Raw genomic sequence first — 23,907 nt, 5'->3', positions numbered from 1 at the left:
ACCCTGGAGGCACCATGCTCCCCACCCTCACCGAACTCGCCCCGCCCGCTGGAGTCCGGACACGGACTGTCAACGCGGAGAACCCCGGCGGGTCCTTCGGGACTGCAGCGGCTGCCTCCTCGCCGCTCGGCCCCGGGCGCAAGGGCAGCGCCTGGAAGTCCCTGCCTGCAGGCGGCACCATCGACCTCGTCGACATCTCCGGACCAGGTGTCATCCGCCACATCTGGATCACCGTTCCGGACCGCACCGAAGCAGGTCCTTTCGTCCTGCGCGACCTGGTGCTCCGTGCTTACTGGGACGACGAAGAAGAACCCTCGGTGGAGGCACCTCTGGGCGACTTCTTCTGCAACGGCTTTGCAACCCGTGCCCTCGTCACCTCGGAGCCCATCGTCGTAGCGCCAACTGGTGGCATGAACAGCTATTTCCCCATGCCCTTCCGGCGTCGAGCACGCCTCACTCTGACCAGTGGGCACGGCGCCAACATCGAGCACGTCTTCTTTCAGGTCGACCTGACCACCGGCGACGACGTCCCTGACGACACCCCCTACTTCCACGCCCTCTGGCGCCGGTCGAACGGCTCGACAGCCCTTGGTGAGGACCACGTCGTCCTCGACGGTGTGCAAGGGCACGGACGATATGTCGGCACGTACGTGGCGCTCGCCTCCCTCAGCAGATTCTGGTGGGGCGAGGGCGAGATGAAGTTCTACGTCGATGGCGACCGCGACCTACCAAGTCTCTGCAGCACGGGCCTCGAGGACTACGCCGGAGGCGCATGGGCATTCCAGGACGAGCTCAGGACGACACCAGAACCCGTGCCCCTCACGTTCAGCGCGCCCTACTTCGGCTATCCGTTCTGCAGCTCACGAGACACCACCGGAGCGGGCACGTTCCTCCAATCGACCGCGCCGATGCACGCGGTCTACCGCTGGCACCTACCCGACCCCATCTGGTTCCACAGTGACCTCAAGGTGACGCTTCAACAGATCGGGACATGGGACCACGGGCTGTTCGAACGCTCCGACGACATCAGCACCGTCGCGTACTGGTACCAGTCAGAGCCACATGTGCCGTTCCCGAGCTTTCCGGAGACCTCAAGCCGTGTTCCTCGATGACCGGTATCTCGTCGCGCATGGTGGTGCTCGGTGAATCGCTGATCGACATCGTCGAGCGCGACGGGCGGACAAGTGCGATGCCAGGCGGCTCGCCACTGAACGTCGCTGTGGGTCTCGCTCGTCTGGGGCACGACACGACGTTCATTACTGAATTCGGTGATGACGATCACGGCGAACTCGTTGCCCAGCACCTCGACGGGTCAGGCGTGACGACAATCCGCGGGTCGGACCGATCATCGAGCACCTCGACTGCGACAGCGCACCTGGCTGCGGATGGTTCCGCTACCTACGAGTTTGACGTCAATTGGACACTCGGCCAGGAGACGACAGCAAAGGCAGGGCGCAACCCCGCGCTTGTTCACGCAGGTTCCCTCGGGGCGGTGCTCGCGCCGGGTCGGGTGACGGTGGAAGCGTTCCTACGCAGTTCTCCTGCGAGCACGGCACGAACCTTCGACCCAAACGTCCGCCCGTCTCTTCTCGTCGACAGCGAATCAGCTGCGGCCTTCATTCTCCGCTGCGCAGCCCTGTGCGATGTCGTCAAACTCAGCGGCGAGGACGCTGAGTGGCTCTTCCCGGGTACGGCCTTGGAGGAGGTAGTCGTGCGACTAGCGACGGGCCAGACATCGCTCGTAGCTATAACGTGCGGGGCGGACGACGCCCTGTTGCGTGCCGGCAGGGAGACAATCGCAGTCCCCGCGTTCGACGTCGAGGTCGTCGACACCATCGGAGCAGGAGACGCTTTCATGGCTGGCCTCATCGACGCCTGGACGCCGAAGCGTCGATCTCCCCTGACTTCGGAGGCCCTGATGCACATCGGCACGCAAGCGGCCGCATGCGCTGCGCTGACCGTGCAGAGGGCAGGGGCCATGCCTCCGACACATACTGAGGTCGATGAGTTCCTGGCCGGGCGGTGACCGATCGTCCATCGGGACAGCTCGTGAGATCAACTCCCGAACTACGGCCCACGGCACCTCGTACGGTTGGGTCATGGACCCGTTGTCTAGCGCCGCCCTCTTCGTTGCAATCACGAGCGCGATTCTCTACGCGCTCTACTGGGTGATTCGACGTGCCGTTGCAGCAGACATCAAAGACGCAGAGGATCGTCGTAGTCCGATCCCCTATCGGCACACCATGCCTGTGCCTCATGGCTGGATCGGGCTATGCCCCAGGGAAGGCCACCAGCATCGCGAACCCAGAAACAGAACATCGGGATGATGGTCTTTGCTCTTGGACTCGGGGTATTCGGTGCTGCATGGCTTATCTTCAACCCTGAATGGTCGGATATCACGACCCGAGGCCTACCGGTTTGGCTGGTCGGTCTGATGCTGGTCGGCCCCTATTTCGTCCTGTTCGTGGCTGGACTTCGAGGCTACCCGAACAGAAAGTCGTAGCTGCGGGTTCGCTCCTGGCGAGGCACACAAGAAAAGGTCGGCTCGAGCCGTAGCACCGGTGATCGATCCCTTATCGGACGGCCCGTGCACTTGAACGAAAGCCATGGCTCCGGCTAGAGCAGAGCACTAGTTCTTTCCCTCGCGTCGCTTAATCACCCAGATGGCTCGACCGGCATTCAGAGCAACGAACACCACCCCGAAGCCCACCCCTATTAGGCCGAGCCGGTTCGTCACAGCACTGACCACAAGGAAAGCAACGATGAGGACGACGCCCACGGCCATACCGATGAGCGCCCTTCTAAGTTGAGCTTTAGCCGGACTGACGTCGCCGTTGGGAGTCATGGCCCAAGAGTGCCACTTCTGTTCCATTCACGGGTTCTGACCGGTTTAAAAGCCGAGCCCCTCTCAGGACACGCGCCTGACACACTCGAGGTTGGAAGTCGTCTCGCACTTTCTGGCATTGGAGCGAACCATCGACGCACACGACCTACCCGCGTCACCCGACTGGTCCTTCACCTTCGGAAGCGAGGGCACTGGTCCTGCTGTCAATGTCGCTGCCGACGACGCCTTGGCACGACTGGCATCCGCAACAGAGGATCTACGCCGCAGGAAGAATCCTGCGGCGAGCTTCCCGCCGAGCTGGGTCGCCCTCATCCGCGAGGCGGCAAACGGGGGAGCCTCGGAAGGAGCCATCGCGATCGCGAGCGGACAAAGCCTGGCGTCTGTTCGGAATAGCCTCTCTTAGCTTCTGGGTGAGGAACCCCCTGGGCCCGCCAGACGAGCGTCTAACGGGACGCGGACAGGGATCGCAACCGGACAACGCTTCGCCACGCAGCTACCGCAGCCAACACGATCAGGCAACCTATGAGAAAACTATTCGCCTGCACAGTGAACGCCACGATCGCGAGGACGACGAACACCACGAATGCGGTGATCGAAACGACGAGTTCCGTCGACTTTGCCCTGGCACTTCTGTCTCGATTGTCAGCCATGCCGGGACGCTACACCCGGGCTCGCACCGGGCTGCCCCCTGATCGATCGTCTATCGGGACACCTAGAAAGACTGCGCACTTAGCCCAATGTCGTGAGGAAGGAGGAAGCACTTCGAAGTCTCGTGGCGATGCCCCGTTGCGTCGCCTGAGAGTCGAGACGGACGTCCAGCGGCCCTGGCATGGGTTGGAGTGCACGCTGCGTGGCTCGGATGCGAGTGGGATCGAGACCGTCTCGGAGTGCGATCAAACGGCCCATGTCGTACCGGCTCATGGCTTCTGGACCGGCGAGGTGATGCATGCCAGCCCGTCTTGCGTCGGCCAGTTCAAGGAGCGCACCCGCGAGGTCGGTCACGTGGACGGGGCAGCGAACATCGTCGGTGAAGAGGTGCCCGTCCCCCCCGCGCAGCCGAGTGTGCAAGCCGTTCATGCACGGACGCGCCGTTACTGCTGATGATCAGCGACGTACGCGCGATCATGGAGGCGGGGGCAATGGCACGCACTGCCGTCTCTGCCGCTGCCTTGGCGGCGCCGTAGGGAGTGCGCGGGTCTGGCAAGGCCCGCTCGGAATACGGCGAGTCGGCCCCGGAGAAAACGGCGTCGCTCGAGACGAACACGAGGTGCGCGCCTGCCGAGGTCGTCGCGATTGCCGCGTTCGCCGCTCCATCCGCCGTCGTGGCCCAATCGGACTGTCGATACGCGACGTTCATCACGACGTCGGCGCGAGCGGCTCGGACCAGCTCGATAGTTGCCTGCCGGTCGCGGAGGTCGAGTTGTAGCCAATGGCCTCCACTTGTCGGACTAGTGGAGCGCGTGGAAGTGCCGATCGCGTCGATATCCTGAGCCCGTGCCTGGGACAAGATTTCACCGCCCAGAAGCCCGCTACCGCCGAGAATGAGCATCCGCATATGGCCACGCTAGGCGGAGCGACTCATTCCGGTGGGCGATCCCCTATCGGGAATCGTCACCGCGCTGCTCTGAGCCGTCTTGCTCGAGTCTCGATCGAAGAAACCTGATCGTGAGGACGAGGGCGTACGCGGCCAACGCCAAGACGATGACTACGAGAAACGAGGTCAGGATCGAGAGACCGGCGGCTAGACCGGCAAGCTGATTGAGCTGAGACATCATCGATCAAGGCTAGTGACGTCGAACTACGGTGCCGGTCGAGGATCCCCTATCGGCCGGCACAGCGGCCGAGCAGCCGTCATCATGAGTCCGCCACCCTCGTCATGATGGTCGGGAGTCGCGCCGATACCTAGCGACGAGGAGACAGAGGTTGGACGAAGGCGAGGCTGACATGCATCTGGCACACGAAGACACCCTCATCGCATGGTCGCAGGAACGTGGGGCGCAGGTCCAAGGTGCCGTGGATACGACCCTCTTCTCGGTTGACGCGGGCGATGAGGGTGAGAGGCTCGAGCTCGTGGCCGGAGGTTGTGAACTCTGGGTTCGCTCTCGGGGACCTTTCACGCTCCTGGCAACGATGTCCTCCGTCGTGGCGGCTGAGAAGTACATGTTCTACACCCGGGCAGGACATAGACGCATCGCCCTGGGGTTTCCGCGTTGGTCATACCTCCGGGTGGGCGATCGCGTCGCCGCAGGCGTGACCATCACGTGGGGAGACACGACCACGACCATGTCCTGGTCAGAGCCACAAGGACTCGAGACCATCACCTTCTTCTACCCGAAGGCCAGTGCTGCCGTCACGCTCTCCCACCTGGTGCAGATGCCCGTCGTGGACCTCATCGCGGCAATCGAATCGCCAGCAGAGGGAACTGCGTTCGGCAACCTTGTCCAGGCGTTGTGACGATTGGGCACGCCCAGATCCTTCGAACACGTGCCCATCACGGCAGTACCTTCTGCCACGACTAGAAACGCGGTCGGCTGTCGATCGCCTATCGGGCGGCTCCGGTACGGCTGATGTCAGGACACCGCGTCGTGACAAGTGGAATGGGATCTCACCCTGCCATGATGTCGGCGTGCTGAAAGATCACGAGATCATTGTCGCGCTGCGGAAGGTCTTGCAGCAATACCGGTCAACTGGCCCCGCGCTGACCTACCTCGACTACGAGATCGATGATCTTCGCGTTGGGACGGGAAACGTCGACGTCGAGTTGCGGCAACGAGACGGGCATTCAGCACGCTTGGTGATCCAGCTCCCCTCCAGCGGCGCACCTCAGTTCTGGCTCTACGCCACACCAGCGAACGCAGATGACTGGGTCGGTCAACTACTCCTCTGGATCGACGAGGAAGTCTTCACGAATGGCCTGATGGAAGGGCGCGCGCGCACGGAACGCGACGGGGACAGCTACGTGCAAGCGGCCCCCTACGGCTGGCGGCTCGTCGACGCCCGAGAACATGAGCGCCTCACGGAGGCAGCCGGCCCCGAAGGTTGGTACAGCGGATGGGGATGACGACCCATGGTCAAAACCGGCCAAGTCACCAGTGACTAACAAGCGCAAGGCCACCGAGGAGCACCCTTGAACGTCACGGTTGAGATTGGCGACTGGGAGCACGTCTGTTGCGGTGAAGCGATCGAGCGCAACGACGTGGTCGACCTGGGTTGCAGCCGATTCCAAGACGCCGACGGACAGGTGCGGTTGATCGAGACCCACCACGATTCCCGCCCTGAAACCCGCGTCCGCGGGCGGGTTGTCGACATCCTCGTCCTCGCCGACGACGGCGTGACGACGCCGATCCTCCGACTGCCCAGCGGGCCAGCTCTGCGCGGCTGCGACGACAACGACGACGGGCACCTCGAATCACCCTGGACAGGTGAGCTCGTCGATGAGAGAAGCAACCGCTTCCTCCTCGTCGTGAAGCGATAGCCGATCCTCTATGGAGACAGGCCAAGGCGTGTAGTTTTCCAGTGACAATGGGTCTGAAGGAAAAGGGAGCAGCCGTGAAATTCCTTGCCGCTATTGCCGGCATAGGCGTGGTCCTTGCCGTTGTCCTTCTGCTTCGAGCACCGGATGTAACCGGCCAGCTCCTGTTCGGCGCCCTCGCCATCGCGATGCTCGTCCTCGCAACCGGCTCCCTCGTGGCGGCGCGGAAGGCCAGCTCTCCCAAGAGCACCGATCACCATTGATCCGCCGGCCCTAAGGGCGCGCCGCTCTCTCGTCTAGGTCACTGCTGCTCGGCTCGCTGAATGGCCCTGTAGACCGTTGACCGAGCGACGCCGAACAACTCGGCGATCTCGCTCGTGGTGTGTTCGCCGGTGCGGTGGAGCTGCACGAGGTGCTTCTCCTGCGAGGCGGTGAGCTTGGGCTTACGGCCCCGAAGCTTGCCGGCGGCCTTCGCGATCGCCATGCCCTCCCGAGTACGAGCCCGGATCAGGTCGGCTTCGAACTCGGCCACCGTGCCGAGGACGTTGAACAGGAGCCGGCCGACAAGGTCAGTGGGGTCGTAGACCGCTCCCCCGAGGTTCAGGGCGACGCCCTTCTTTGTGAGCTCGTCCGCGATGTCGGTTGCGTCGCGCAGGGACCGGGCGAGGCGGTCGAGCTTCGTGACGACGAGGACGTCGCCGGCGCGGAAGGCAGCGAGGGCTTCGCGGAGGCCGGGCCGGGCTCGAGTCGTCCCCGAGAGGCCGTGGTCAACATGCGCGTGCTGACCGTCAACACCGAGTGCTACAAGACCATCACGTTGTGCTGCGAGATGCCGTCCAGGTTGAGACGCGGGCGCTTCCGATGATTATCGGATGACTGTAGCGTTTGAACCCCCCATCACCGGGCATTTTTGCGGGACAGGCATACGCGAATCCGCAGGCCAGATGCCACTTGACCTCGGGCGTCCAAAGCGGCCGCTCGCGAGTGTCCCGATGAACGACCGCCCATCAGACACAGCGCACCCCCGCCACGCGCGTGACCCGGAGCGATGCACGGGCCCGCACCGGCCCGGCCCGGCCCGGCCCGAATCATTCTCAGGTGATGCGACCCGAGGTCGCCCTGGTCCGCGAGCTCGCGGGCGGCGACCTCGGTCCGATCGTCTCGTGCCTGCGCGGCGGCGGGCCGCCGTCCGAGTGGGCCCAGCACCGAGCAGGAACGCGTCGGCACCGCCTGCCCGACAGCGGACCCGCACAGCATGGCTTGAGACAGCGCCGACCCGACCGAAACCCGCAGACGAACCCACAGGCGATCGCCCACGGAGTTCAGCAGCTCACCGAGCGGCGAGCGCCTCGACCGGGGTGACCGACGTGGCCCGACGGGCCGGGACGAGGGCGGCGACCCCGGCCAGCACGGCAGCCGTCACGGCCAGCCCGACGAGCAGCGGCACGGGCAGCGAGGGCGGGATGAGGCCCCGGTTGGCCGACCCGAGCAGCGCCTGGGCTCCGGCCCAGCCGTACACGACACCGAGCACCACCCCGACGACGATCGCCGTCAACGCCATCTGCGTCGCCTCGAGCAGGATCATGCGGCGCACCTGGCCCGCGGTCGAGCCGATCGCGCGCAGCAGACCCAGCTCGCGCCTCCGTTGCATCACGCTCAGCGACATGTCGTTGACCATGCCGACGGCGGCGATCACGGCCGAGAAGCCGACGAGACCCGCGACGATCAGCAACGTCGTGGTGAACACCTGATCGAGCTCGGCGGCGTACGACGGGTCCTGCTCGAGCGAGTAGATGAAGGTGCGCAGCGTCTCGAGTGCGACCGACAGGGTGGTGACGAGGGTCACGCCGATCACGATGCCGATCGTGGCGCGCGTGCTGCGCTCGGGCTGACGGACGGCGTTCTCGGCCGCGAGACGGGCCACCTGGCTCGTGCCGAACGTGCGACCCACGGCGCTCAGCACACCGGGCATCAGCGCGTGGGCACCGACGACGACCCCGGTGAACGACAGCACACCACCGACGAACGCGATCAGCACGCCCGACGCATCGGCCATCCCGACGACGACTCCGGCGACGAGCAGCAGACCGCCGCCGACCACGAGCAGGGCGGCGAGCACCGTCCGCACGATCCGGCGGGACCGGCCGGAGACGGGCGAGTCCTGCGCGGCGTCGGTCGCCTGCAACGGCGTCACCTGGAGGACGCGTCTCGAACCGACCCAGGCGGCCGCGACCGTGGTCAGCACGACGGCGACGGCCGGGACGAGACCGCCCACCGAGAGGTACGAGTACGCGAGGTCGGGCAGCTGGCCCCGACCGACGAGCACGCGCACGGCGACGACGACGAGGGCGAGCCCGGCGAGGGTCCCGAGCACGGCCCCGGCGACACCGACCACGAGACCCTCACGGGCGACGGCCCGACGCTGGTCACGAGCGGACGAGCCGAGCAGGCGCATCAGGGCGATCGTCGGCGTGCGGCCGGCGACCACGGTGGCGAAGGTATTGGCCGTGACGATGGCTCCGACGTAGAGCGCGAGGCCGACGAACACCGCGGCGACGGCCCCGAGCATGGTCGAGACGGTGCCGCTCGTCGCGACGACCGAGTCATCGATGACCTGCTCGAACACGTGCGTGACGCCGAGCAGGCCGACGCCGAAGGTCGTGCCGAGGGCGGCCACGAGGATGCTCGGGCGGTGCTCGAGCAGCTGGTCGCGGGCGCTCACGCGACACGCTCCAGGTCGAGCATGACGCCCGAGATCTCGGCGGCGCTGCTGCGGCCGATCTCGTGCACGATGCGGCCGTCGGCGAGGAACACCACCCGGTCGGCGTAGCTGGCCGCGACCGGGTCGTGCGTCACCATCGCGATGCTCTGGCCGTGGTCGGTTGAGGCCGTCCGCAACACGTCGAGCACGTCACGACCCGCCTTGGAGTCGAGGTTGCCGGTGGGCTCGTCGGCGAAGATCAGGTCGGGCCGGGTGGCCAGGGCGCGGGCGATCGCGACGCGCTGCTGCTGCCCGCCCGAGAGCTGGTGCGGGCGGTGGGTCAGCCGGGCACCGAGGCCGAGCGTGGAGACGAGCCACTCGATCCACGCACGCTCGTCAGCGGTGGCGCGCCGCCCGTCGAGACGGAACGGCAACTCGATGTTGGCCGAGACGTCGAGGGTCGGCACCAGGTTGAACGCCTGGAACACGAAGCCGATGCGGCGGCGGCGCAGCAGCGTCAGCTGCGTGTCGTCGAGGCCGGTGATGTCGGTGTCGCCGAGCAGCACACGACCCGAGGTGGCCGAGTCGAGACCCGCGGTGATGTGCATCAGGGTCGACTTGCCCGAACCGCTCGGGCCCATGACGGCGGTGAACTCTCCGGCCCGCAGGTCGAGCGAGACGTCGCGCAACGCGTCGACGCGGCCGTCGCCCTCACCGAAGGACTTCGTGACGTGGCTGACGCGGGCGACCGGGCCCGCGCCTCCTCGTGTCGGGTCGGCGGGACGGGGGGAAGGAGGCGAGGCGCTGGTCGTGTCGTTCATGGCTACGATCCTCGCCGCCGGGCGCGGTACTGGAATATGACGTCCGCCCACGGACTCCCCCGGGGGTTATCCCCCGACGGCGTCGGGGCGGACGCCGGTCAGACCACTCCGGACTCGTAGGCCGCGATCACGATCTGGACGCGGTCGCGCAGGTCGAGCTTCGCCAGCACACGGCCGACGTGCGTCTTGACCGTCGACTCGCTCACCACGAGCTGCTCGGCGATCTCGGGGTTCGTGAGCCCGCGGGCGACGGCGGTGAAGACTTCGCGCTCGCGGTCGGTCAGCTCGTCGAACCTCGCGGGCGCACCCGTGCCACCCCGCGGGAGGCGCGGGACGGCCACCTCGAGGACGGCACGCGTCGCGCGCGGCGAGACCACCGCGTCCCCCGCCGCGACCGCCCGGACGGCGGCCAGCAGCTCGGCCCGCGGTGCGGTCTTCAGAAGGAACCCGCTCGCCCCGGCTCGGAGCCCCCCGAAGGCGTACTCGTCGAGATCGAAGGTGGTGAGGATCAGCACGCGGCTCGACGGATGCTGCCGCACGATCCGCCTCGTCGCCTCGATGCCGTCCGTGCCGGGCATGCGGACGTCCATGACCACGACGTCCGGTGCCAGCCGCCCGGTCAGGTGGACCGCCTCGTCACCCGTCGACGCCTCGCCGACGACGACGAGATCGTCCGTCGAGTCGAGCATTATGCCGAGACCCCGCCGGACGAGCTCTTGGTCGTCGACCAGCAACACCGAGATCGTTTTCACCGGTCCTCCTCGACGTCGGGTAGCTCGGCGGTCACGCGCCAGCCGCCGTCCGGCCGAGGACCCGCCTCGACAGATCCACCGTAGAGCCGCGCGCGCTCGCGCATCCCCACGAGCCTGCGACCCGAGCCGAGCGGGCCCCCGCCCGAGGCACGCCCGTGCCCGTCGTCGGTGACCACGACGGTGACGGGAGGCCCGTAGGCGATGGCGACCCGCGCCTCCTGCGGGGCGTCCGCGTAGCGCAGCGCGTTCGTCAACGCCTCTTGCACGATGCGGTAGACGACGGTCTGCACGCCCTCGGAGCGCGGCGGCGTGCCGGACGCCTTGAGGACACGTGGTACCGCGGTACGACCTGCCGTCGGATGCCCAGGGACCCAACACACGTGCGGTCGCCGTCGCATCGCCTGCCCGGTGGCGGTGTCCGGGCGGTCCTGGCAACACGATCAGCGGCAGGCGCGTAACGTCTGCCAGGTCGAAGGCGTTTTCTTGCGTCTTCATTGGCCGGTGTTGCTTGCATCCCTGCCCGTGAAGCTCATGCGACAACATCGGCATCTGGGGCACGGCTGCGGACTCTTCCGCGGCCGTGCCCCTCTCTCGTCCCCGCGAGGGGTGACCCCGAGGCGGCTCAGCGGGAGCCAGGGGCGGCCCCGGCGGTGGGAGCGGTGCCCGTGTCGACGCGCACGGTCAGCGCCAGCGCGTAGCCCGAGGTCGCATCGCCGGTCACCGACGGCAGTTGCAGCGCCCCGCTGTCGTCGCTGAACACGTTGTCGCTCGCGAGACTGACCCGCCCGAGGTTGGCCGTCGAGCCGTCGTAGTCCGCGAGCGCGTAGACGGTCCGGCATGCGCCCTCGGGCAGGGCGAGCTGCGATGTGGCGATCGCGTTCGTCGAGTCGGTGATCGACCCCACGTCGGGGTAGACCTCGAAGTGGATGTGCGGCCATCGGCCCGAGTAGCAGGCCGGGAAGACCGACGAAAGGGTCACGGTGCCGGTCGCATCGGCGACCTGCACGCCGCGGAGATACGTCTCGTCCGTGATGCCGTCCGAGTACATCGAGTAGCCGCCCGCCGCGTCGCAGTGCCAGACGTACACGGCCACACCGGTGAACGGCACGTCGCCGTTCGCCATGTCGAGCACGGTCATGCTCAGCGTGATCGGCACCCCCGCCGCGGTGCTGCCGCCCTCAAGACTCGACCGGATGTCGCTGCGCACGATGCCCGACTGCTCGAGCACGTCGGCTCCGTTCGAGCCGTCGCCCGGATACGGCCCGGCCGTCTCGTCGGGGATCTCCCCCGCCGGCAGCGTGGTGGCTGCGCCACCGGTTGCGCTCGGGCTCGGCGTCGCCGTGGGAGTCGAGGAGGCGCGGGTCCCTCCCGTCCCCGAGACCGACGTGCAGGCGGCGAGTACGACGCTGCCCGCACCGAGACCGATCAGGCCCAACACGCCGCGGCGCGAAACCAGCGTCCGCAGGTCGAAGGCGACGCCCTGGTCGACGACCTCGTCGTCGACGCGGTCGAGCAGCCGACCCTCGTAGGCGGGGCCCTCGGGGGTTCGGTCGGGTTCGGGGATGCGGGTGGGGCGGTGGTCGCTCATGGTCACGCTCTCGGCTCGGGATTGATCGCCTCGGATGAGATCGTCGTCAGCCTGAGGGCCCTCCCGATGAGCCCGCACTGCGCCTCCTGTGGCCCGCCCATGAAGGAGGCGCGGTGCGAGACCCGCTCGCACCGCGCCTCCTCGGGTCGCTGGCTACCGGTAGACGCGCACGTAGTCCACCTTCATCTGCTGGGGCAGCTGGGTGCTGCCGTCCGGGTACCCGGGCCACGCACCTCCGACCGCCACGTTGAGGATGATGAAGAACGGCTTGTCGAAGACCCACGGGTCGCCACCGGTGCTCGCCGGCGTGACCTGGTGGTAGACCTGCCCGTCGACCGACCAGGTGATCGAACCCGGGGCCCAGTCGACCGCGAACGTGTGGAAGTCGTCGGCGAACGACCAGCCCTGCGGGTGCTGGTAGGTGCTGGTGAGCCCCTCGCCACCCGAGTAGCCCGGGCCGTGCACGGTGCCGTGCACGCGGTGCGGTTCGAAGCCGACGTTCTCCATGATGTCGATCTCTCCGGCGCTCGGCCAGGCGTTCGTCGGCAGATCGGCGCCGAGCATCCAGAATGCCGGCCAGATGCCCTGGCCGCGCGGGATCTGGATGCGCGCCTCGACCCGGCCGTACTGCGCCGTGTACTTGCCCTGCGTGGTCAGCCGGGCCGACGTGTACGACCCGTCTCCTTCGCGCTGCGCGGTGATCACGAGGTTGCCGTTGCCGTCCAGGGCCGAGTTCGCCCGCGAGCTCGTGTAGTTCTGCAGCTCGCCGTTGCCCCAGCCACCCCCGCCGGTCTCGAGGTTCCAGACGGACGGGTCGGGGGCACTGCCCGCGCCGCCGTCGAACTCCTGCGACCAGACCACGGCCTGCTGGGCCGAGGTCTCGGCCGAGGCGGGTGCGGGTGCCGCGGCGACCGTCGTCGCGGCGAGGGCTGCGGCGGCGGCCAGGCCGACGCCGGTCAGGATGCGTCTGTTCACGTGTCTCTCCGATCTCGTGGTGCGTGCGGTCGTGGTGCGTGCGGTGGTCTCGCGTCCGGTCACGGGTAGGTCACCACCCGACTCGGGACGGTGTTGCCCGCGGGCGTCGGCACCGAGTCGCCGACACCGTTGATGACGCTCGAGATCGTCCCGACGTCACCGAGCGAGACCGTGAAGACGCCGTGGGCCTTCACGCCCGGGGTGCGCGGCACCTCGAACGCCTGCCCGAGGCGCACCTTCGGGTTGGCGTTGAAGAACGAGTAGACGCCACCACCCCAGATCTCGTGGTCGGTCACGCCGTCGGCGACCTTGTACGCCGCCCAGCCCTCGCCGGTCGGGCTCTGCCACGACGCGTTGTCGGGCACGTCGTACGGCAGCTCGTTCTGGAAGAAGATCGTGCCACCGCGCTCGCCGTTCCACACCACCTGGTACTGCTGGTAGTGCTCGACGAACAGGCCGGTGGCGAGCACGTCGTCACCGTTCACCTCGACGCCGGTCGCACCGCGGTTGACGGTCCAGCCCGTGGGGGCCCCGCCGTGGTCGGCACGCCAGGCCCAGATGTGGTCGACGATCGTGTCGTCCGAGTTCACCTGCAGCGTGGTCGTCGCGTTGCCCTGGATGCTCGAACCGACCCGGAAGAACACGTCCTGCACGCTCTGCGGGTTCGTCGCGTGGTCGACGTGCGACCCCGAGGTGCCGAGTCGCATCAGCTGGTCGCTGTTCTGCGTCCCGGCGTCGACGACGAGGCCCGAGACGTTCACCCCGGCGATGTCGGCCGTGGTCAGCACGGCGTCACCGCTGGTCGGCACCAGCGTCGGGAAACCGATGCCGGTGACGACCGTGTCGGCCCGGGTGACCTCGATCGCCTGGTCGAGCGCGTAGGTGCCCGGCGTGAAGAACAGGTTCAGCCCCTGGGCCAGCGCGCCGTTGATCGTAGCGGCGGTGTCACCCGGGTGGGCGACGTAGAAGTCGCGCATCGGCAGGTCGGTGCCGGCGGTGTCGGGCCAGGTGACCCCGGCGGAGTCCCGCTGCAGCGAGGGGACGAACACGTGGTAGTCGCCCGCCTCGTCGACGTAGAGGTACGGCTTCTCGCGCGTGACCGGGGTCGTGGCGAGGGTCGTGTAGCTCGCCGAGAAGTCGTTCGCGGGCGCGCCCTGCACGCCCGAGAAGGTCATGTTCCAGTTGCCGCCCTGCCAGGACCCGAGCGTCGAGTCCCGGGTGTACCACTGCTGCTGCGAGCCCGAGGTGACGGTGCCGTCGACCTTGCTGTCGGCGATGTACCCGCCGGACGAGTAGCCCTGACCGCCGTCCTGGTTCGACGGGCCCATGGTCAGGTCGCCCTTGATGTGCACGCGACGCATCGGGGCCGCCTGCGACACGGCCCAGCGGTCGACGCCCGACTCAGGCTCGACGGCCAGGTTCTCGACCGAGCGCCAGAAGTTCTGGGTCGCGTTCTTCTCGTCGCCGTAGTTCCAGCCCGAGTCGACGTTGACCGCACCCTGGATCGTGACGTCGTCGGGGTTCTTGCCGAGCCCCTGCAGCGCCGTGTAGAAGCCGAGGTTGGCGAAGACCCGGCCGTAGGTGCCGGGTTCGAACAAGAAGGCGTGGCGCTGGTCACCGAACTGCGCCGTGGGGTTGCGCAGCTGCGCGTCGAAGGCCGCGTCGATGTCGGCCTGGATGGTCGAGACCGGCACGCTCGGGTCGTACACGGTCACGTTCGGGCCGAAGTCCGGCCGGTCGCTCGTCGCCACCGCGGCCGTGCCCCCGGCTGCCGCCTGGGCCGCGAGGGCCGGCAGGACCGCCCCCACGACGCTCGCCGCGACCCCCGCCGCGATCACTGTCCTCATCCGTCTGTGCATGATCTTCTCGTCTCCGGTGGCGTCGTTGCCACCCGTTCGGACCGTACGCCCGCCTCGACGTCGAAACAAGACCCTCCTGTCCAGTACGCGAACGGGGGGCAAGGGAAAGGTGCGGCCGCCGGCTCGGATCGAGATGTCACGACTCGCCGCTCACGTCCAGAGCTGAGCGGCACGTCGTGACATCTCGATGTCCGACCGTGCCGGCCGACGTCAGGGCGCGGGTTCGCCCGGCGCCGGCGGGTCACGGACGACCTGCTCGGCCCCGGCCTTGTCGAGCGTCCCGGGGAAATTGAATCGCCCGAACCTGCCGCCGGGGTCGTGCGGGCTGACCGGACGAGCGATCGAGGAGGCGCGGATCACCTCGATCAGCAGGTCGCGTCGGGTGTCGTCGAGCACGGGCGTCGACCGCTCCCGGAGCAGCACCGACGCCGTCGGCCCGCGACGCCGCCCGATCTTCAGCAGCAGGCCGGCCCGGTCGCCGTCGCTCAGCCCCACGAGCTCGGCCCGCTCGATCTGGTCGAACGGCACCAGTCGGTGACGGATGCGGAGTCGTCGACCGGCGAGGTCGATCGCGAAGGGCTCGTTGAGCCACAGCACGACGTTCCACCCGATGGCGGCAGCGGTCGCCCAGAACACGAACGAGATCGGGACGGCGATCGGGCCGAACAGGTCGACGAGCGACTCGCCCCCTCGCGAGAAGAACGCACCTGCCGTGCCGAGGATGACGATCGCGGGCAGGAACACCCGCATCGCCCGCACCAGCACCCGCTGCTTCGGCTCGTCGTCGAAGACGACCCAGGTCTCGTCGGGCATGCCGTCACGGTACCGGGCGGCGGCGCCGGAGCCACCGAGGAACGGCGGCGGAGGCTCGAGACCTCAGGCAAACTCGCCGAGACCTTCTCGCGCGCGGCTGTGTCATCGGCTGCATGGCGTGGCGTGGCGTGGCGTCTCGGCGTGGCCGAGATGCGCGCGAGTCAGGCCGATGCCTCCGCGCGGGCGACGTAGCCCTCCACGAGCCGGTCGCTGGCCGCCTCCGTGTCGGGTACCGTCGCTCGATCCACCGCCAGCCGCACCCAGTCGTCACCCAGCACGAGGTCGGTGACGCATCTGACCGCCGAACACGACCGGTAGGCCCGATCGCCGTCGGCGAGCCCGGCGACGGTCACCGCGGTCTCGGGGTCGACGAGACCGAAGTCGATGCGCTGATCGAGGGCCCAGGCCCCACCGGTCAGGACGCTCTCGTCGCTGTAGGGCGTCGTGCCGGCGAGGATCGAGCACGACGTGGCGACCGCCCGACTCCAGGCCGCGGCGTAGACCGACCAGCCGCCGCCGGGGGTCAGGACGAAGAGCTCGTCGCCCCCGCCGAGGGCTTCGCGTTCCAGCGCGGCGCCGGCGACGCACGACCAGGGCCGCGCGGGGCCGCCGAGCGGCCAGGGGGCGTCGGCCACGTCGGCGGACGAGACGACCTCGGTCACTTCCGCCACGATCGTGGCGAAGCGTTGCTCGGGTGTGGCCTCGACGGACGGCTCGAAGTTCGTCGCGCTGATGGACACCCAGGTGTCGTCGATCAGCTGGTCGAAGGTGCAGCCCCGGAAAGTCGTGTCGCCGAAGCATCGACCGTCGGGGTCGTCGCCGTAGATCTCGACGAACTGCGGCCACTCGCCCGTGGCGTGCGGCAGCGCCTGCACGAGGAGGCCGCTGTAGGCGCTGCCCTCGGTCGGGTTGTTCTTACCGTCCGACGACGCGCCGTCGTTCCAGGTGCACGAGAGTCCGCCCTCTTGGGCGATCGCGTAATCCGACGGGGTGATGCCGTCGCGGTCGTAGTGGTCGCGCGGAGCCCACGACGCGTCGAAGGCGGTGGCGGTGGCGGGTGCCAGGAGGCCTGCACAGTCGACGCCGAGCTCGGTGACCGGAGACTCGGCAGCCGGAGGCGGTGTCGTCGCGGGCCCCGAGGTCACCGGCGGCGTCGGAGTCGACGCGTCCGAGCCGCCACCGCTCGTCCCGCCCGTCGTGCACGCCCCCACCAGCATGATCACCGCGAGCGCCGAGGCGAACGCCGCCCCGACCCGATTCGTCGTCGTCGTCGTCGTCGTCCCCATTCGTCGACGCTACCGAGCCGAGGAGGCGCGGGCCGTCTCGATCGTGCAACGTTCGTACCCGATGACCGCCGGACGAGGGGGCGGCGACTCGACGGTCTCGCGACCTGCCCGCTCAGGCGAGCCGCGCCTCCAGACCGTCCCGCACGCGGGGCCACTCGGCGCGGAGGATCGAGAAGTAGGCCGTGTCGCCCACGGTGCCGTCGGCGGCGATGCGGTGTGACCGCAGCACGCCCTCGGGCACCGCGCCCAACCGGCGGATCGCGGCCGCGCTGCGGAGGTTGCGGGCGTCGCATCGCAGGGCGACTCGGTTCAGCCCGAGGGTGTCGAAGGCGTGACCGAGCAGCAGCAGCTTCGTGGCGGGGTTCGTCCGTCCTCCCCAGAACGCGCGCCCGTACCAGGTGCTGCCGAGCTCGACCCGTCCCTGGGTCGGCACGAGGTCGTACAGCGTCGTGGTGCCGCGCACCTCGCCGTCGTCACCACGCACGGTGAAGGCGAGGGTCGTCGGGTTCGCGCGTTGCGCCTCCGCGTGCTCGGCGTAGGCCGTGACGTCCGCCGGTCGTCGGGTCACCATGCCCGCCCACAGCGCGTCGTCGGTCAGCGGCCAGAGGGCGGCCGCGTCGGCGACCTCGAGGGGGTCGAGTCGCACACCGTGCCCGGCCAGTCGGACCTCGTGGATCATCGGACTCGACCTCGCGCACCCATGCCGTCGATCCTAGGAGCACGGCGGGTCGCACGCGGTGGCGGAGGTCGGCTACGGTGATCGATCGACAGCCCACGAACTGGGGGCCGCGGCACGACCCCACCGTGCCGCACCATCGTCTGACGCGCCCGACCCGACGGGCCCGCCCGAGGAGACATCCATGAGCACCCACAGCACCCCCAGCCGCCTGCGCGAGGACGACGTGGACGGCGTCGTCTGGGACGCCGCCCAGGAGGCGCGACTCGCGTCCGCCTCCGCCCGCACCTCGACCGCGGCGGCGACCCTGCCCGCCCCGGGTCCCGCCGCCGTCTGACCGGGAGCCGCTAGGGCCGGTCGGCGTCGTCTCGGGCGTCGTCCCGCTCGTCGACCCCGTCGAGCGGCGCGACCGGAACCCCGGTGGCCACCGCCCCGGCGGTCGCGGCCTCGGATGCCGCACCGGCCCCTCGCCGCCCGGCACGACCCGCGCCGCGACCGTGGGCTGCACGCTCGGCCGCCTCGAGCTGTTCGGCCTCGTCGCCCGAGAGCGCCTCGCCGCGCGACACCATGCCGGCGACGTCGGAGAGCGTGATCTGGGGCAGGAACAGCGACAGCACGAACGCCACCGCGATGAACGGGATCAGGTAGGCGAAGACCGGCGCGAGCGAGTCGGCGTAGGCCTCGACGACCAGCCGACGGATCTGCTCGGGCAGCTGGTTGAGCGTCGCCGGGTCGAGGGTGGCCGTCGCCTGGGAGGCGTCGCCCGCCGAGGCGCCCGCACCCGTGAAGACGTCCGTCAGGTTCGAGGTGAGCCGACTCGTGAACAACGCACCGAAGATGGCGACGCCGAGCGCGGCGCCCACCTCGCGGAAGTAGTTGTTCGTGCTGGTCGCGGTGCCCACGTTCTGGGCGTCGACCGAGTTCTGCACCACGAGCACGACGACCTGCATGATCAGGCCGAGGCCCGCGCCGAACAGGAAGAGGAACACGCAGATCAGCCAGAGCGGGGTGTCGGCGGTCAACGTCGTGAAGAGCGCCATGGCGATGCCGGTCAGGATCGTGCCGACGACCGGGAAGACCTTGTACTTGCCGGTCTTGGTGATCAGGTTGCCCGACAGGATCGACGTGCCGATCAGGCCGACCATCATCGGCAGCAGCAGCAGCCCCGAGACCGCGGCCGAGGCGCCCGACGACATCTGCAGGAAGGTCGGGACGAACGCGATGGCCGAGAACATGCCGATGCCGAGCACGAAGCCGACGGCGGTGGCGAGCACGAACACCTTGTTGCGGAAGAACGACAGCGGGATGATCGGGTCGTCCGCCCGCGACTCGACGAGCACGAACAGCGATGCCGCGATCACGACGCCGGCGCCCCACAGCCAGGTCTCGGGAGCACCCCAGCCGTGGTCGTCCTGGCCGCCGAACTCGGTGAAGAAGATCAGGCAGGTGGTCGCCGCCGACAACAGCACCACGCCCAGCACGTCGATGCGCTTGGTGGCCTTCTTGCTGGGCAGCGTCAGGGCGGCCCAGGTGATGACGAAGGCGGCGATGCCGACGGGGATGTTGATGTAGAACGCCCACTGCCAGGTCAGGTGGTCCACGAAGAAGCCACCGAGCAGCGGCCCTCCGATGGCCGACAGGCCGAAGACCGCACCCAGCGGCCCGAGGTACTTGCCCCGCTCGGAGGCGGGCACGATGTCGGCGATGATCGCCTGCGACAGGATCATCAGGCCACCGCCGCCGAGACCCTGGATCGCGCGGAACACCACGAACATCCAGAAGTCGGTCGCGAAGGCGCAGCCGATGCTGGCGAGGGTGAAGATCGCGATCGCGACGAGGAACAAGTTGCGTCGGCCGAGGACGTCACCGAACTTGCCGTAGATCGGCATGACGATGGTCGTGGCGAGCAGGTAGGCCGTGGTGATCCAGGCCTGGTGCTCGACGCCGCCGAGTTCTCCGACGATGGTCGGCATGGCCGTCGACACGATCGTCTGGTCGAGGCTCGACAGCAGCATGCCCGAGATGAGGGCGCCGAAGATGATCCAGATGCGCCTCTTCGTCAAGAGGAACGGCGCGTCGGCCTTCGCTGCGGTGGTGGTCGTCATGGCAGGGTCACGGCGCCTTTCGTTCGGAGGTGATGGGGTCGAGGGACGGGAGAGAGGACGGAGGCGCGGAGCCGGCGAAGAGACCGCGCGCGATCGACAGCTGATCGCGCAACACGGCATCGAACCGCTCGTCGGGCCGGCCTGCGCCGAAGAAGAAGTGCTCGAAGGCCCGCTGGACGAGCCCGGTCAGCACGGTGACGGCCACGTCGATGTGCGGGTCGGACTCGTCGAGCCCCTCGTGCGCCGCGACCGATCGGACGATCCGACGCCGTTGCTCGTCGCCCTGGCGCATCATGGCACCGATCAGACGCGGCTCGCGGTCGAGCGCGGCCTTGAAATCGGCGGCGCGTTCGCGGGTCAGCCCGATGCTCTCGACCCGGTCGACCACGAGGGCGCCGAGATCGTCGAACACGGTCGACAGGGGCGGGAGGCGCGGGTCGCGCCGCGAGGAGGCGTACCCGTCGAGCGCCTCGTCGTCGTCGTCGAGCGCGACACCGACGACGACGTCCTCTTTCGACGCGAAGTGGTTGAAGAACGTCCGCCGCGAGATCCCGACCGAGGCGCAGAGCTGCTCGATCGTGAACCCCGACAACCCGTGCTCGGCCGTGAGGCGTCGAGCGTGCGCGGTGAGTTCGACACGGGTGCGCAGACGGCGCCGGGCCGTCTTGCCGGTGGACGCGGTCGCCGGGAGCGAGGGGGTCGCCGGCCGAGGTGCGGGCGGGCTCGTGACCATGGTGCGCCTCCTCGGGGTCGTCGCTCGGGTGATCGGCGACGTCGCCGGGGGCGGATGCCCGGTCTCGATGATTGCACTCTCGTGGCAATAGTGCAACGTTGCGTCGAAGGAACGTCCCCCGACACCGACCTGCCTGAAGGCTTCGCGGCAGTCCGGTCCGTTTCTGCTGAGAACGCCGTCAGCAGGCGGCAGGTGTTGTTTACGCTGTCGGGATGAGTGCTCCGAGGGCCCGAAGGGTCTGCCTGTCGATAGCCGGATTCGCCCTGGTGGCGATCGGCCTCGGCGTGCTCGCGTTCACGTTCGACTGGAACGCCCCGACCATGTTGGGGTTGCCCGCCGGTCTGGCCGGATTCGCCTTGATGATCGCGGGCGCCGTGCTGGCCGAGGTGGGCTTCCGTGGTGCCGTGAAGGCACGACGACGCGAGACCGCGACCCGTCGGCGAGGCCAGGTCGGCGACCTCGAGCGCACCTCGTGACCGCCTGACGCGCCTGAGCGACGACCAGATCCGCGTGCACTTCGAGGCGGGTCGGTGAGTCGCCCCGGTCAGCGCCCGGGGGCGCCGGACCTCAGACGGTCAGCCACTTGATCGCCGGGTAGAGCACCCGGGCGATCTTGCGGGGGCACGGGAACGAGGTCGTGGTGCCGTCGTGCTCGTTCAGCGTGATGACGGGCCGGTCGCCGACGGTCGAGTAGTCGACGGCGGCGAGCGAGTCGACGGGGATCTCGCGGGTCGTGGGGCGCCCGGCGGTGTCGCGGAGGACGTAGACGAGACGGTCGTCGTGCACCTGCATGCCGTGCTGCGCGTTGCCCGTCGTCCAGGTCACCGAGAGTCTCACGAGGCGACCCTAGCGGTTCCCCGCAGGGCAGGGCCGAGGGCCTGACGCGCAGTGCTCGGCGCGCCCCTTCGATGAGGAGGCGCGGTGGCGGACGTCGTCACGGGGCCAGGACCCCGAGGGCGGTGCCCAGGTCGCGGAAGACCGCCTCGGCGACGGGCCTGCGGGACGCCGGCAGCGCCTCCTGCACGGCTCGCGCGTAGGTGGCGCCGGCGCCCTCGACCCCGCTCGCCCCCTCGGCGGTCAGCGCCAGGACGAAGCTACGGCGATCGCTCGGGTGCTGCTGCCGCGACACGAGGCCGGCGGCCTCGAGGCGGTCGGCGAGGGCCGTCATGGCCCCGGACGAGAGCCCCAGGGCCTCGCCGACCTTCTTCGGCGGGGTGTCTCCCTGCACCGAGAGGTGGACGAGGGCGAGGAAGTCGGTCGCCCCGACACCGATGCGCTTGGCCAACCGGTCGTTGACGAACGCCATCCGCGACTGCAGGTGCTGCAGCGCGATCAGGACGGTGGAGACGTCGTCCGCCCGAGGCTCGGCGGGGTGGTCGATCGTGGGCTCTGCGGGCGAGGACGCCTGGGGTGGGCGGGTCATGGGAACTCCGGGGTGGTCGGGCGATCGCGATCGAGCTCGGGAGTCGTCGGCGACACGTGTCGCTTTGATGGCGAACAACTCGATAAGCGAGTAATTCGATGAACGTAACATCCGGCCGGCGGCCCGGACAAGACCCCCAGGCGGGGCCGAGAGGGCCGATCGTGCAGGTACGCACCTCCCTTCATGGCGAGTAAACTCGCCGCGGACTCGCCGCTCGGGTCCGGCCACCCGGGGTCGACGACGATCCGACGACACGATCGACACCGCAGGAGCACCCCTATGACCGCAGACCCTCGCCCCCACGTCGTCATCGTCGGCGGTGGCTTCGCCGGCATCGCGGCGATGAGGTCCCTGCGTGACGCCGACGTCCGCATCACTCTGATCGACCGCCACGTCTACAACATGTTCCAGCCGCTCATGTACCAGGTGGCCACCGGCGGCCTCAACGCGGGCGACGTCACCTACTTCTTGCGCAGCCTGCGGTCCAAGCAGTCCAACGCCGACTTCCGCCACGGACTGCTCACCACGATCCGGGCCGACGAGCGGATCGTCACCCTGCGCGACGGCGAAGAGATCGCCTACGACGCCCTCGTCCTCGCCAACGGCGTGAACACCAGCTACTTCGGCACCAAGGGTGCCTACGAGTACGCCTACTCGATGTACTCGCGGTCGCAGGCGCTGCGCATCCGCGACGAGCTCTTCACCCAGCTCGAGAACGCCGCCGCCTCGCAGGGCAGTGGCGAGGTGCGGGTCGTCATCGTCGGTGGCGGTGCGACGGGCGTCGAGATGGCCGGCGCGCTGGCCGAGTTGCGCGACCAGGCGTTGAAGGACGCCTACCCCGAGATCGACGCCTCGAGCATCACGATCACCCTCGTCCACCGCAGCGGCGAACTGCTCAAACCGTTCTCCCCCCGCCTGCGCAAGTACGCCGCCAAGGTCCTACGCAAGCGCGGCGTCGACCTGCGGCTCGGCACGGGTGTCGAAGAAGTACGCCCCGACGGCGTGGTCGCCGCCGACGGCGAGTTCATCCCCGCCGAGCTCGTCGTCTGGGCCACCGGGGTCGCCGCCCACGCCGAGGTCGCCTCGTGGGGCGTGCCACAGACCGACGGCGGACGCATCCAGGTCAACGACGACCTCACGGTCAAGGGCCTGGACTGCATCTTCGCCGCGGGTGACATCGCCGCCACGGACGACGCCCTCGCTCAGCTCGCCCAGCCGGCGATCCAGGGCGGCGAGCACATCGGCGAGCAGATCGTCCGCTTGCTCAGCGGCAAGAAGCTCGAGAAGTTCAAGTACCACGACAAGGGCACCATGGCCACGGTCGGCACGAACGCCGCCGTGGTCCAGCTGCCCAACGGCTTCACGATGACGGGCCCGTTCGCCTGGCTTCTCTGGGTGTTCGTCCACATCACGAGCCTGCTCGGCAACGGCAACCGACTCTCGACGCTGACGCACTTCTTCGTGCGTTACCTCTGGGCCCTGCGCAAGCGGGCGATCCCCATCGTGGGCGACGTGCGTCCGGTCCGACCGAACGGTGACCGCGCACCCGAGAAGTGGCAGACCGAGAAGGTCGAGTAACGGCCGAGCCGCCAGGTCGGGTCGTCGGGGTCTGGCGGACCGCGCCGCCTGACCGCGCCGCCGAACCAGCGTGCTCCCGCCGGCGCATGCCGAAAACCCCGTCTCGAACCATGAACCCGGATGGAAACGGGTGCATGGCTCGAAACGGGGTTCGAAGGTGATCCGGTAGGTACCGGATCAGGCCGCGTAGGCGGGGCCAGGCCGGCGGTGGCCGGTCAGGCGGGTGTTATTCCGTGGCGGCGGTGATCTTCGCGACGCCGACGAGCATCTCGTCCTGGAC

General features: G+C 68.7%; 26 protein-coding genes and 1 pseudogene. 9 read left to right on the top strand and 18 right to left on the bottom strand.

The window, feature by feature from the left end; genetic code table 11:
- Positions 1 to 14: 14 nt before the first annotated feature.
- The gene (locus HRF36_RS15205; protein ID WP_173211373.1) at positions 15 to 1,112 is read left to right on the top strand and encodes a glycoside hydrolase family 172 protein; all 1,098 of its coding nucleotides are present in this window, start codon (positions 15 to 17) and stop codon (positions 1,110 to 1,112) included.
- Positions 1,109 to 2,026 (top strand): carbohydrate kinase, encoded by a 918-nt coding sequence (locus HRF36_RS15200; RefSeq protein WP_173211371.1) that lies wholly within the window; start codon positions 1,109 to 1,111, stop codon positions 2,024 to 2,026. Before HRF36_RS15205 ends, HRF36_RS15200 begins: the two co-directional genes overlap by 4 nt.
- Positions 2,027 to 2,629: 603 nt before the next feature.
- On the opposite strand, the gene HRF36_RS15195 is transcribed toward HRF36_RS15200, so the two are convergent.
- The 3 genes from HRF36_RS15195 to HRF36_RS16350 form a co-directional block, all read right to left on the bottom strand.
- Positions 2,630 to 2,845, bottom strand: a complete 216-nt coding sequence (locus HRF36_RS15195; protein ID WP_173211369.1) for a hypothetical protein — start codon at positions 2,843 to 2,845, stop codon at positions 2,630 to 2,632.
- A 729-nt stretch (positions 2,846 to 3,574) separates the two neighbouring features.
- Positions 3,575 to 3,922, bottom strand: a complete 348-nt coding sequence (locus HRF36_RS16355; protein ID WP_371740221.1) for a sugar nucleotide-binding protein — start codon at positions 3,920 to 3,922, stop codon at positions 3,575 to 3,577.
- Complete coding sequence (locus HRF36_RS16350; RefSeq protein ID WP_371740223.1) at positions 3,819 to 4,394, bottom strand: sugar nucleotide-binding protein; 576 nt, start codon at positions 4,392 to 4,394, stop codon at positions 3,819 to 3,821. The genes HRF36_RS16355 and HRF36_RS16350 overlap by 104 nt, the downstream gene beginning before the upstream one ends.
- 374 nt (positions 4,395 to 4,768) lie before the next feature.
- On the opposite strand from HRF36_RS16350, the gene HRF36_RS15185 reads away from it, so the two are divergent.
- From HRF36_RS15185 to HRF36_RS15170, 4 genes are all read left to right on the top strand, one after another.
- The gene (locus HRF36_RS15185) at positions 4,769 to 5,299 is read left to right on the top strand and encodes a hypothetical protein (RefSeq protein ID WP_173211367.1); all 531 of its coding nucleotides are present in this window, start codon (positions 4,769 to 4,771) and stop codon (positions 5,297 to 5,299) included.
- Between the two features lie 172 nt (positions 5,300 to 5,471).
- A complete protein-coding gene (locus HRF36_RS15180) occupies positions 5,472 to 5,906 on the top strand; it encodes a hypothetical protein (RefSeq protein WP_173211365.1) in 435 nt (144 codons plus the stop codon).
- 66 nt (positions 5,907 to 5,972) lie between these two features.
- Complete coding sequence (locus HRF36_RS15175; RefSeq protein WP_173211363.1) at positions 5,973 to 6,320, top strand: hypothetical protein; 348 nt, start codon at positions 5,973 to 5,975, stop codon at positions 6,318 to 6,320.
- 47 nt (positions 6,321 to 6,367) lie between these two features.
- Entirely contained in the window at positions 6,368 to 6,580 is a 213-nt protein-coding gene (locus HRF36_RS15170; protein WP_173211362.1) for a hypothetical protein, read from the top strand.
- A 38-nt stretch (positions 6,581 to 6,618) separates the two neighbouring features.
- Here HRF36_RS15170 and HRF36_RS15165 read toward each other — a convergent pair.
- The 11 genes and pseudogenes from HRF36_RS15165 to HRF36_RS15115 form a co-directional block, all read right to left on the bottom strand.
- Positions 6,619 to 7,225: pseudogene (locus HRF36_RS15165) on the bottom strand (recombinase family protein).
- 422 nt (positions 7,226 to 7,647) lie between these two features.
- Positions 7,648 to 9,039, bottom strand: a complete 1,392-nt coding sequence (locus HRF36_RS15160) for an ABC transporter permease (protein ID WP_173211360.1) — start codon at positions 9,037 to 9,039, stop codon at positions 7,648 to 7,650.
- Positions 9,036 to 9,839, bottom strand: coding sequence for an ABC transporter ATP-binding protein (locus HRF36_RS15155; protein WP_173211358.1), 804 nt, complete (start codon positions 9,837 to 9,839; stop codon positions 9,036 to 9,038). The genes HRF36_RS15160 and HRF36_RS15155 overlap by 4 nt, the downstream gene beginning before the upstream one ends.
- 98 nt (positions 9,840 to 9,937) lie before the next feature.
- Positions 9,938 to 10,582: a response regulator gene (locus HRF36_RS15965; protein WP_371740222.1), complete on the bottom strand. Its 645-nt coding sequence runs from the start codon at positions 10,580 to 10,582 to the stop codon at positions 9,938 to 9,940.
- Between the two features lie 5 nt (positions 10,583 to 10,587).
- A complete protein-coding gene (locus tag HRF36_RS15960) occupies positions 10,588 to 10,881 on the bottom strand; it encodes an ATP-binding protein (RefSeq protein ID WP_173211356.1) in 294 nt (97 codons plus the stop codon).
- Positions 10,882 to 11,213: 332 nt separating this feature from the next.
- Positions 11,214 to 12,179, bottom strand: coding sequence for an intradiol ring-cleavage dioxygenase (locus HRF36_RS15140; protein WP_173211354.1), 966 nt, complete (start codon positions 12,177 to 12,179; stop codon positions 11,214 to 11,216).
- Positions 12,180 to 12,332: 153 nt separating this feature from the next.
- Positions 12,333 to 13,154: a glycoside hydrolase family 16 protein gene (locus HRF36_RS15135; protein ID WP_173211352.1), complete on the bottom strand. Its 822-nt coding sequence runs from the start codon at positions 13,152 to 13,154 to the stop codon at positions 12,333 to 12,335.
- 59 nt (positions 13,155 to 13,213) lie between these two features.
- Positions 13,214 to 15,001 carry a hypothetical protein gene (locus tag HRF36_RS15130; RefSeq protein ID WP_173211350.1) on the bottom strand — a complete coding sequence of 596 codons (1,788 nt, stop codon included), beginning with the start codon at positions 14,999 to 15,001 and terminating at the stop codon, positions 13,214 to 13,216.
- A gap of 222 nt (positions 15,002 to 15,223) precedes the next feature.
- On the bottom strand, positions 15,224 to 15,826 hold the full coding sequence (locus HRF36_RS15125) for a hypothetical protein (RefSeq protein ID WP_173211348.1): 603 nt from the start codon (positions 15,824 to 15,826) through the stop codon (positions 15,224 to 15,226).
- Positions 15,827 to 15,987: 161 nt separating this feature from the next.
- Positions 15,988 to 17,112 carry a hypothetical protein gene (locus tag HRF36_RS15120; RefSeq protein WP_173211347.1) on the bottom strand — a complete coding sequence of 375 codons (1,125 nt, stop codon included), beginning with the start codon at positions 17,110 to 17,112 and terminating at the stop codon, positions 15,988 to 15,990.
- 112 nt (positions 17,113 to 17,224) lie between these two features.
- Positions 17,225 to 17,791 carry a GNAT family N-acetyltransferase gene (locus HRF36_RS15115; RefSeq protein WP_173211345.1) on the bottom strand — a complete coding sequence of 189 codons (567 nt, stop codon included), beginning with the start codon at positions 17,789 to 17,791 and terminating at the stop codon, positions 17,225 to 17,227.
- 181 nt (positions 17,792 to 17,972) lie between these two features.
- On the opposite strand from HRF36_RS15115, the gene HRF36_RS15110 reads away from it, so the two are divergent.
- Positions 17,973 to 18,125 (top strand): hypothetical protein, encoded by a 153-nt coding sequence (locus tag HRF36_RS15110; RefSeq protein WP_173211343.1) that lies wholly within the window; start codon positions 17,973 to 17,975, stop codon positions 18,123 to 18,125.
- A gap of 10 nt (positions 18,126 to 18,135) precedes the next feature.
- Here the strand turns inward: HRF36_RS15110 and HRF36_RS15105 are convergent, their stop codons facing one another.
- Positions 18,136 to 19,893 (bottom strand): MDR family MFS transporter, encoded by a 1,758-nt coding sequence (locus HRF36_RS15105; RefSeq protein WP_254281401.1) that lies wholly within the window; start codon positions 19,891 to 19,893, stop codon positions 18,136 to 18,138.
- Positions 19,894 to 19,900: 7 nt separating this feature from the next.
- Positions 19,901 to 20,626: a TetR/AcrR family transcriptional regulator gene (locus HRF36_RS15570; RefSeq protein WP_217271363.1), complete on the bottom strand. Its 726-nt coding sequence runs from the start codon at positions 20,624 to 20,626 to the stop codon at positions 19,901 to 19,903.
- A gap of 212 nt (positions 20,627 to 20,838) precedes the next feature.
- On the opposite strand from HRF36_RS15570, the gene HRF36_RS15095 reads away from it, so the two are divergent.
- A complete protein-coding gene (locus tag HRF36_RS15095; RefSeq protein WP_173211338.1) occupies positions 20,839 to 21,102 on the top strand; it encodes a hypothetical protein in 264 nt (87 codons plus the stop codon).
- A gap of 91 nt (positions 21,103 to 21,193) precedes the next feature.
- Here the strand turns inward: HRF36_RS15095 and HRF36_RS15090 are convergent, their stop codons facing one another.
- Positions 21,194 to 21,463, bottom strand: coding sequence for a hypothetical protein (locus HRF36_RS15090; RefSeq protein ID WP_173211336.1), 270 nt, complete (start codon positions 21,461 to 21,463; stop codon positions 21,194 to 21,196).
- Positions 21,464 to 21,560: 97 nt separating this feature from the next.
- Positions 21,561 to 22,049: a MarR family winged helix-turn-helix transcriptional regulator gene (locus tag HRF36_RS15085; protein WP_173211334.1), complete on the bottom strand. Its 489-nt coding sequence runs from the start codon at positions 22,047 to 22,049 to the stop codon at positions 21,561 to 21,563.
- A 279-nt stretch (positions 22,050 to 22,328) separates the two neighbouring features.
- On the opposite strand from HRF36_RS15085, the gene HRF36_RS15080 reads away from it, so the two are divergent.
- On the top strand, positions 22,329 to 23,627 hold the full coding sequence (locus HRF36_RS15080; RefSeq protein ID WP_173211332.1) for an NAD(P)/FAD-dependent oxidoreductase: 1,299 nt from the start codon (positions 22,329 to 22,331) through the stop codon (positions 23,625 to 23,627).
- The last annotated feature ends 280 nt before the right edge of the window (positions 23,628 to 23,907 follow it).

It is taken from the genome of Frigoribacterium sp. VKM Ac-2836, assembly GCF_013248995.1.
Taxonomy (GTDB): domain Bacteria; phylum Actinomycetota; class Actinomycetes; order Actinomycetales; family Microbacteriaceae; genus Frigoribacterium.
Note: the sequence above shows the minus strand (reverse complement) of the source record. Positions and strands in the feature narration are given on the sequence as shown.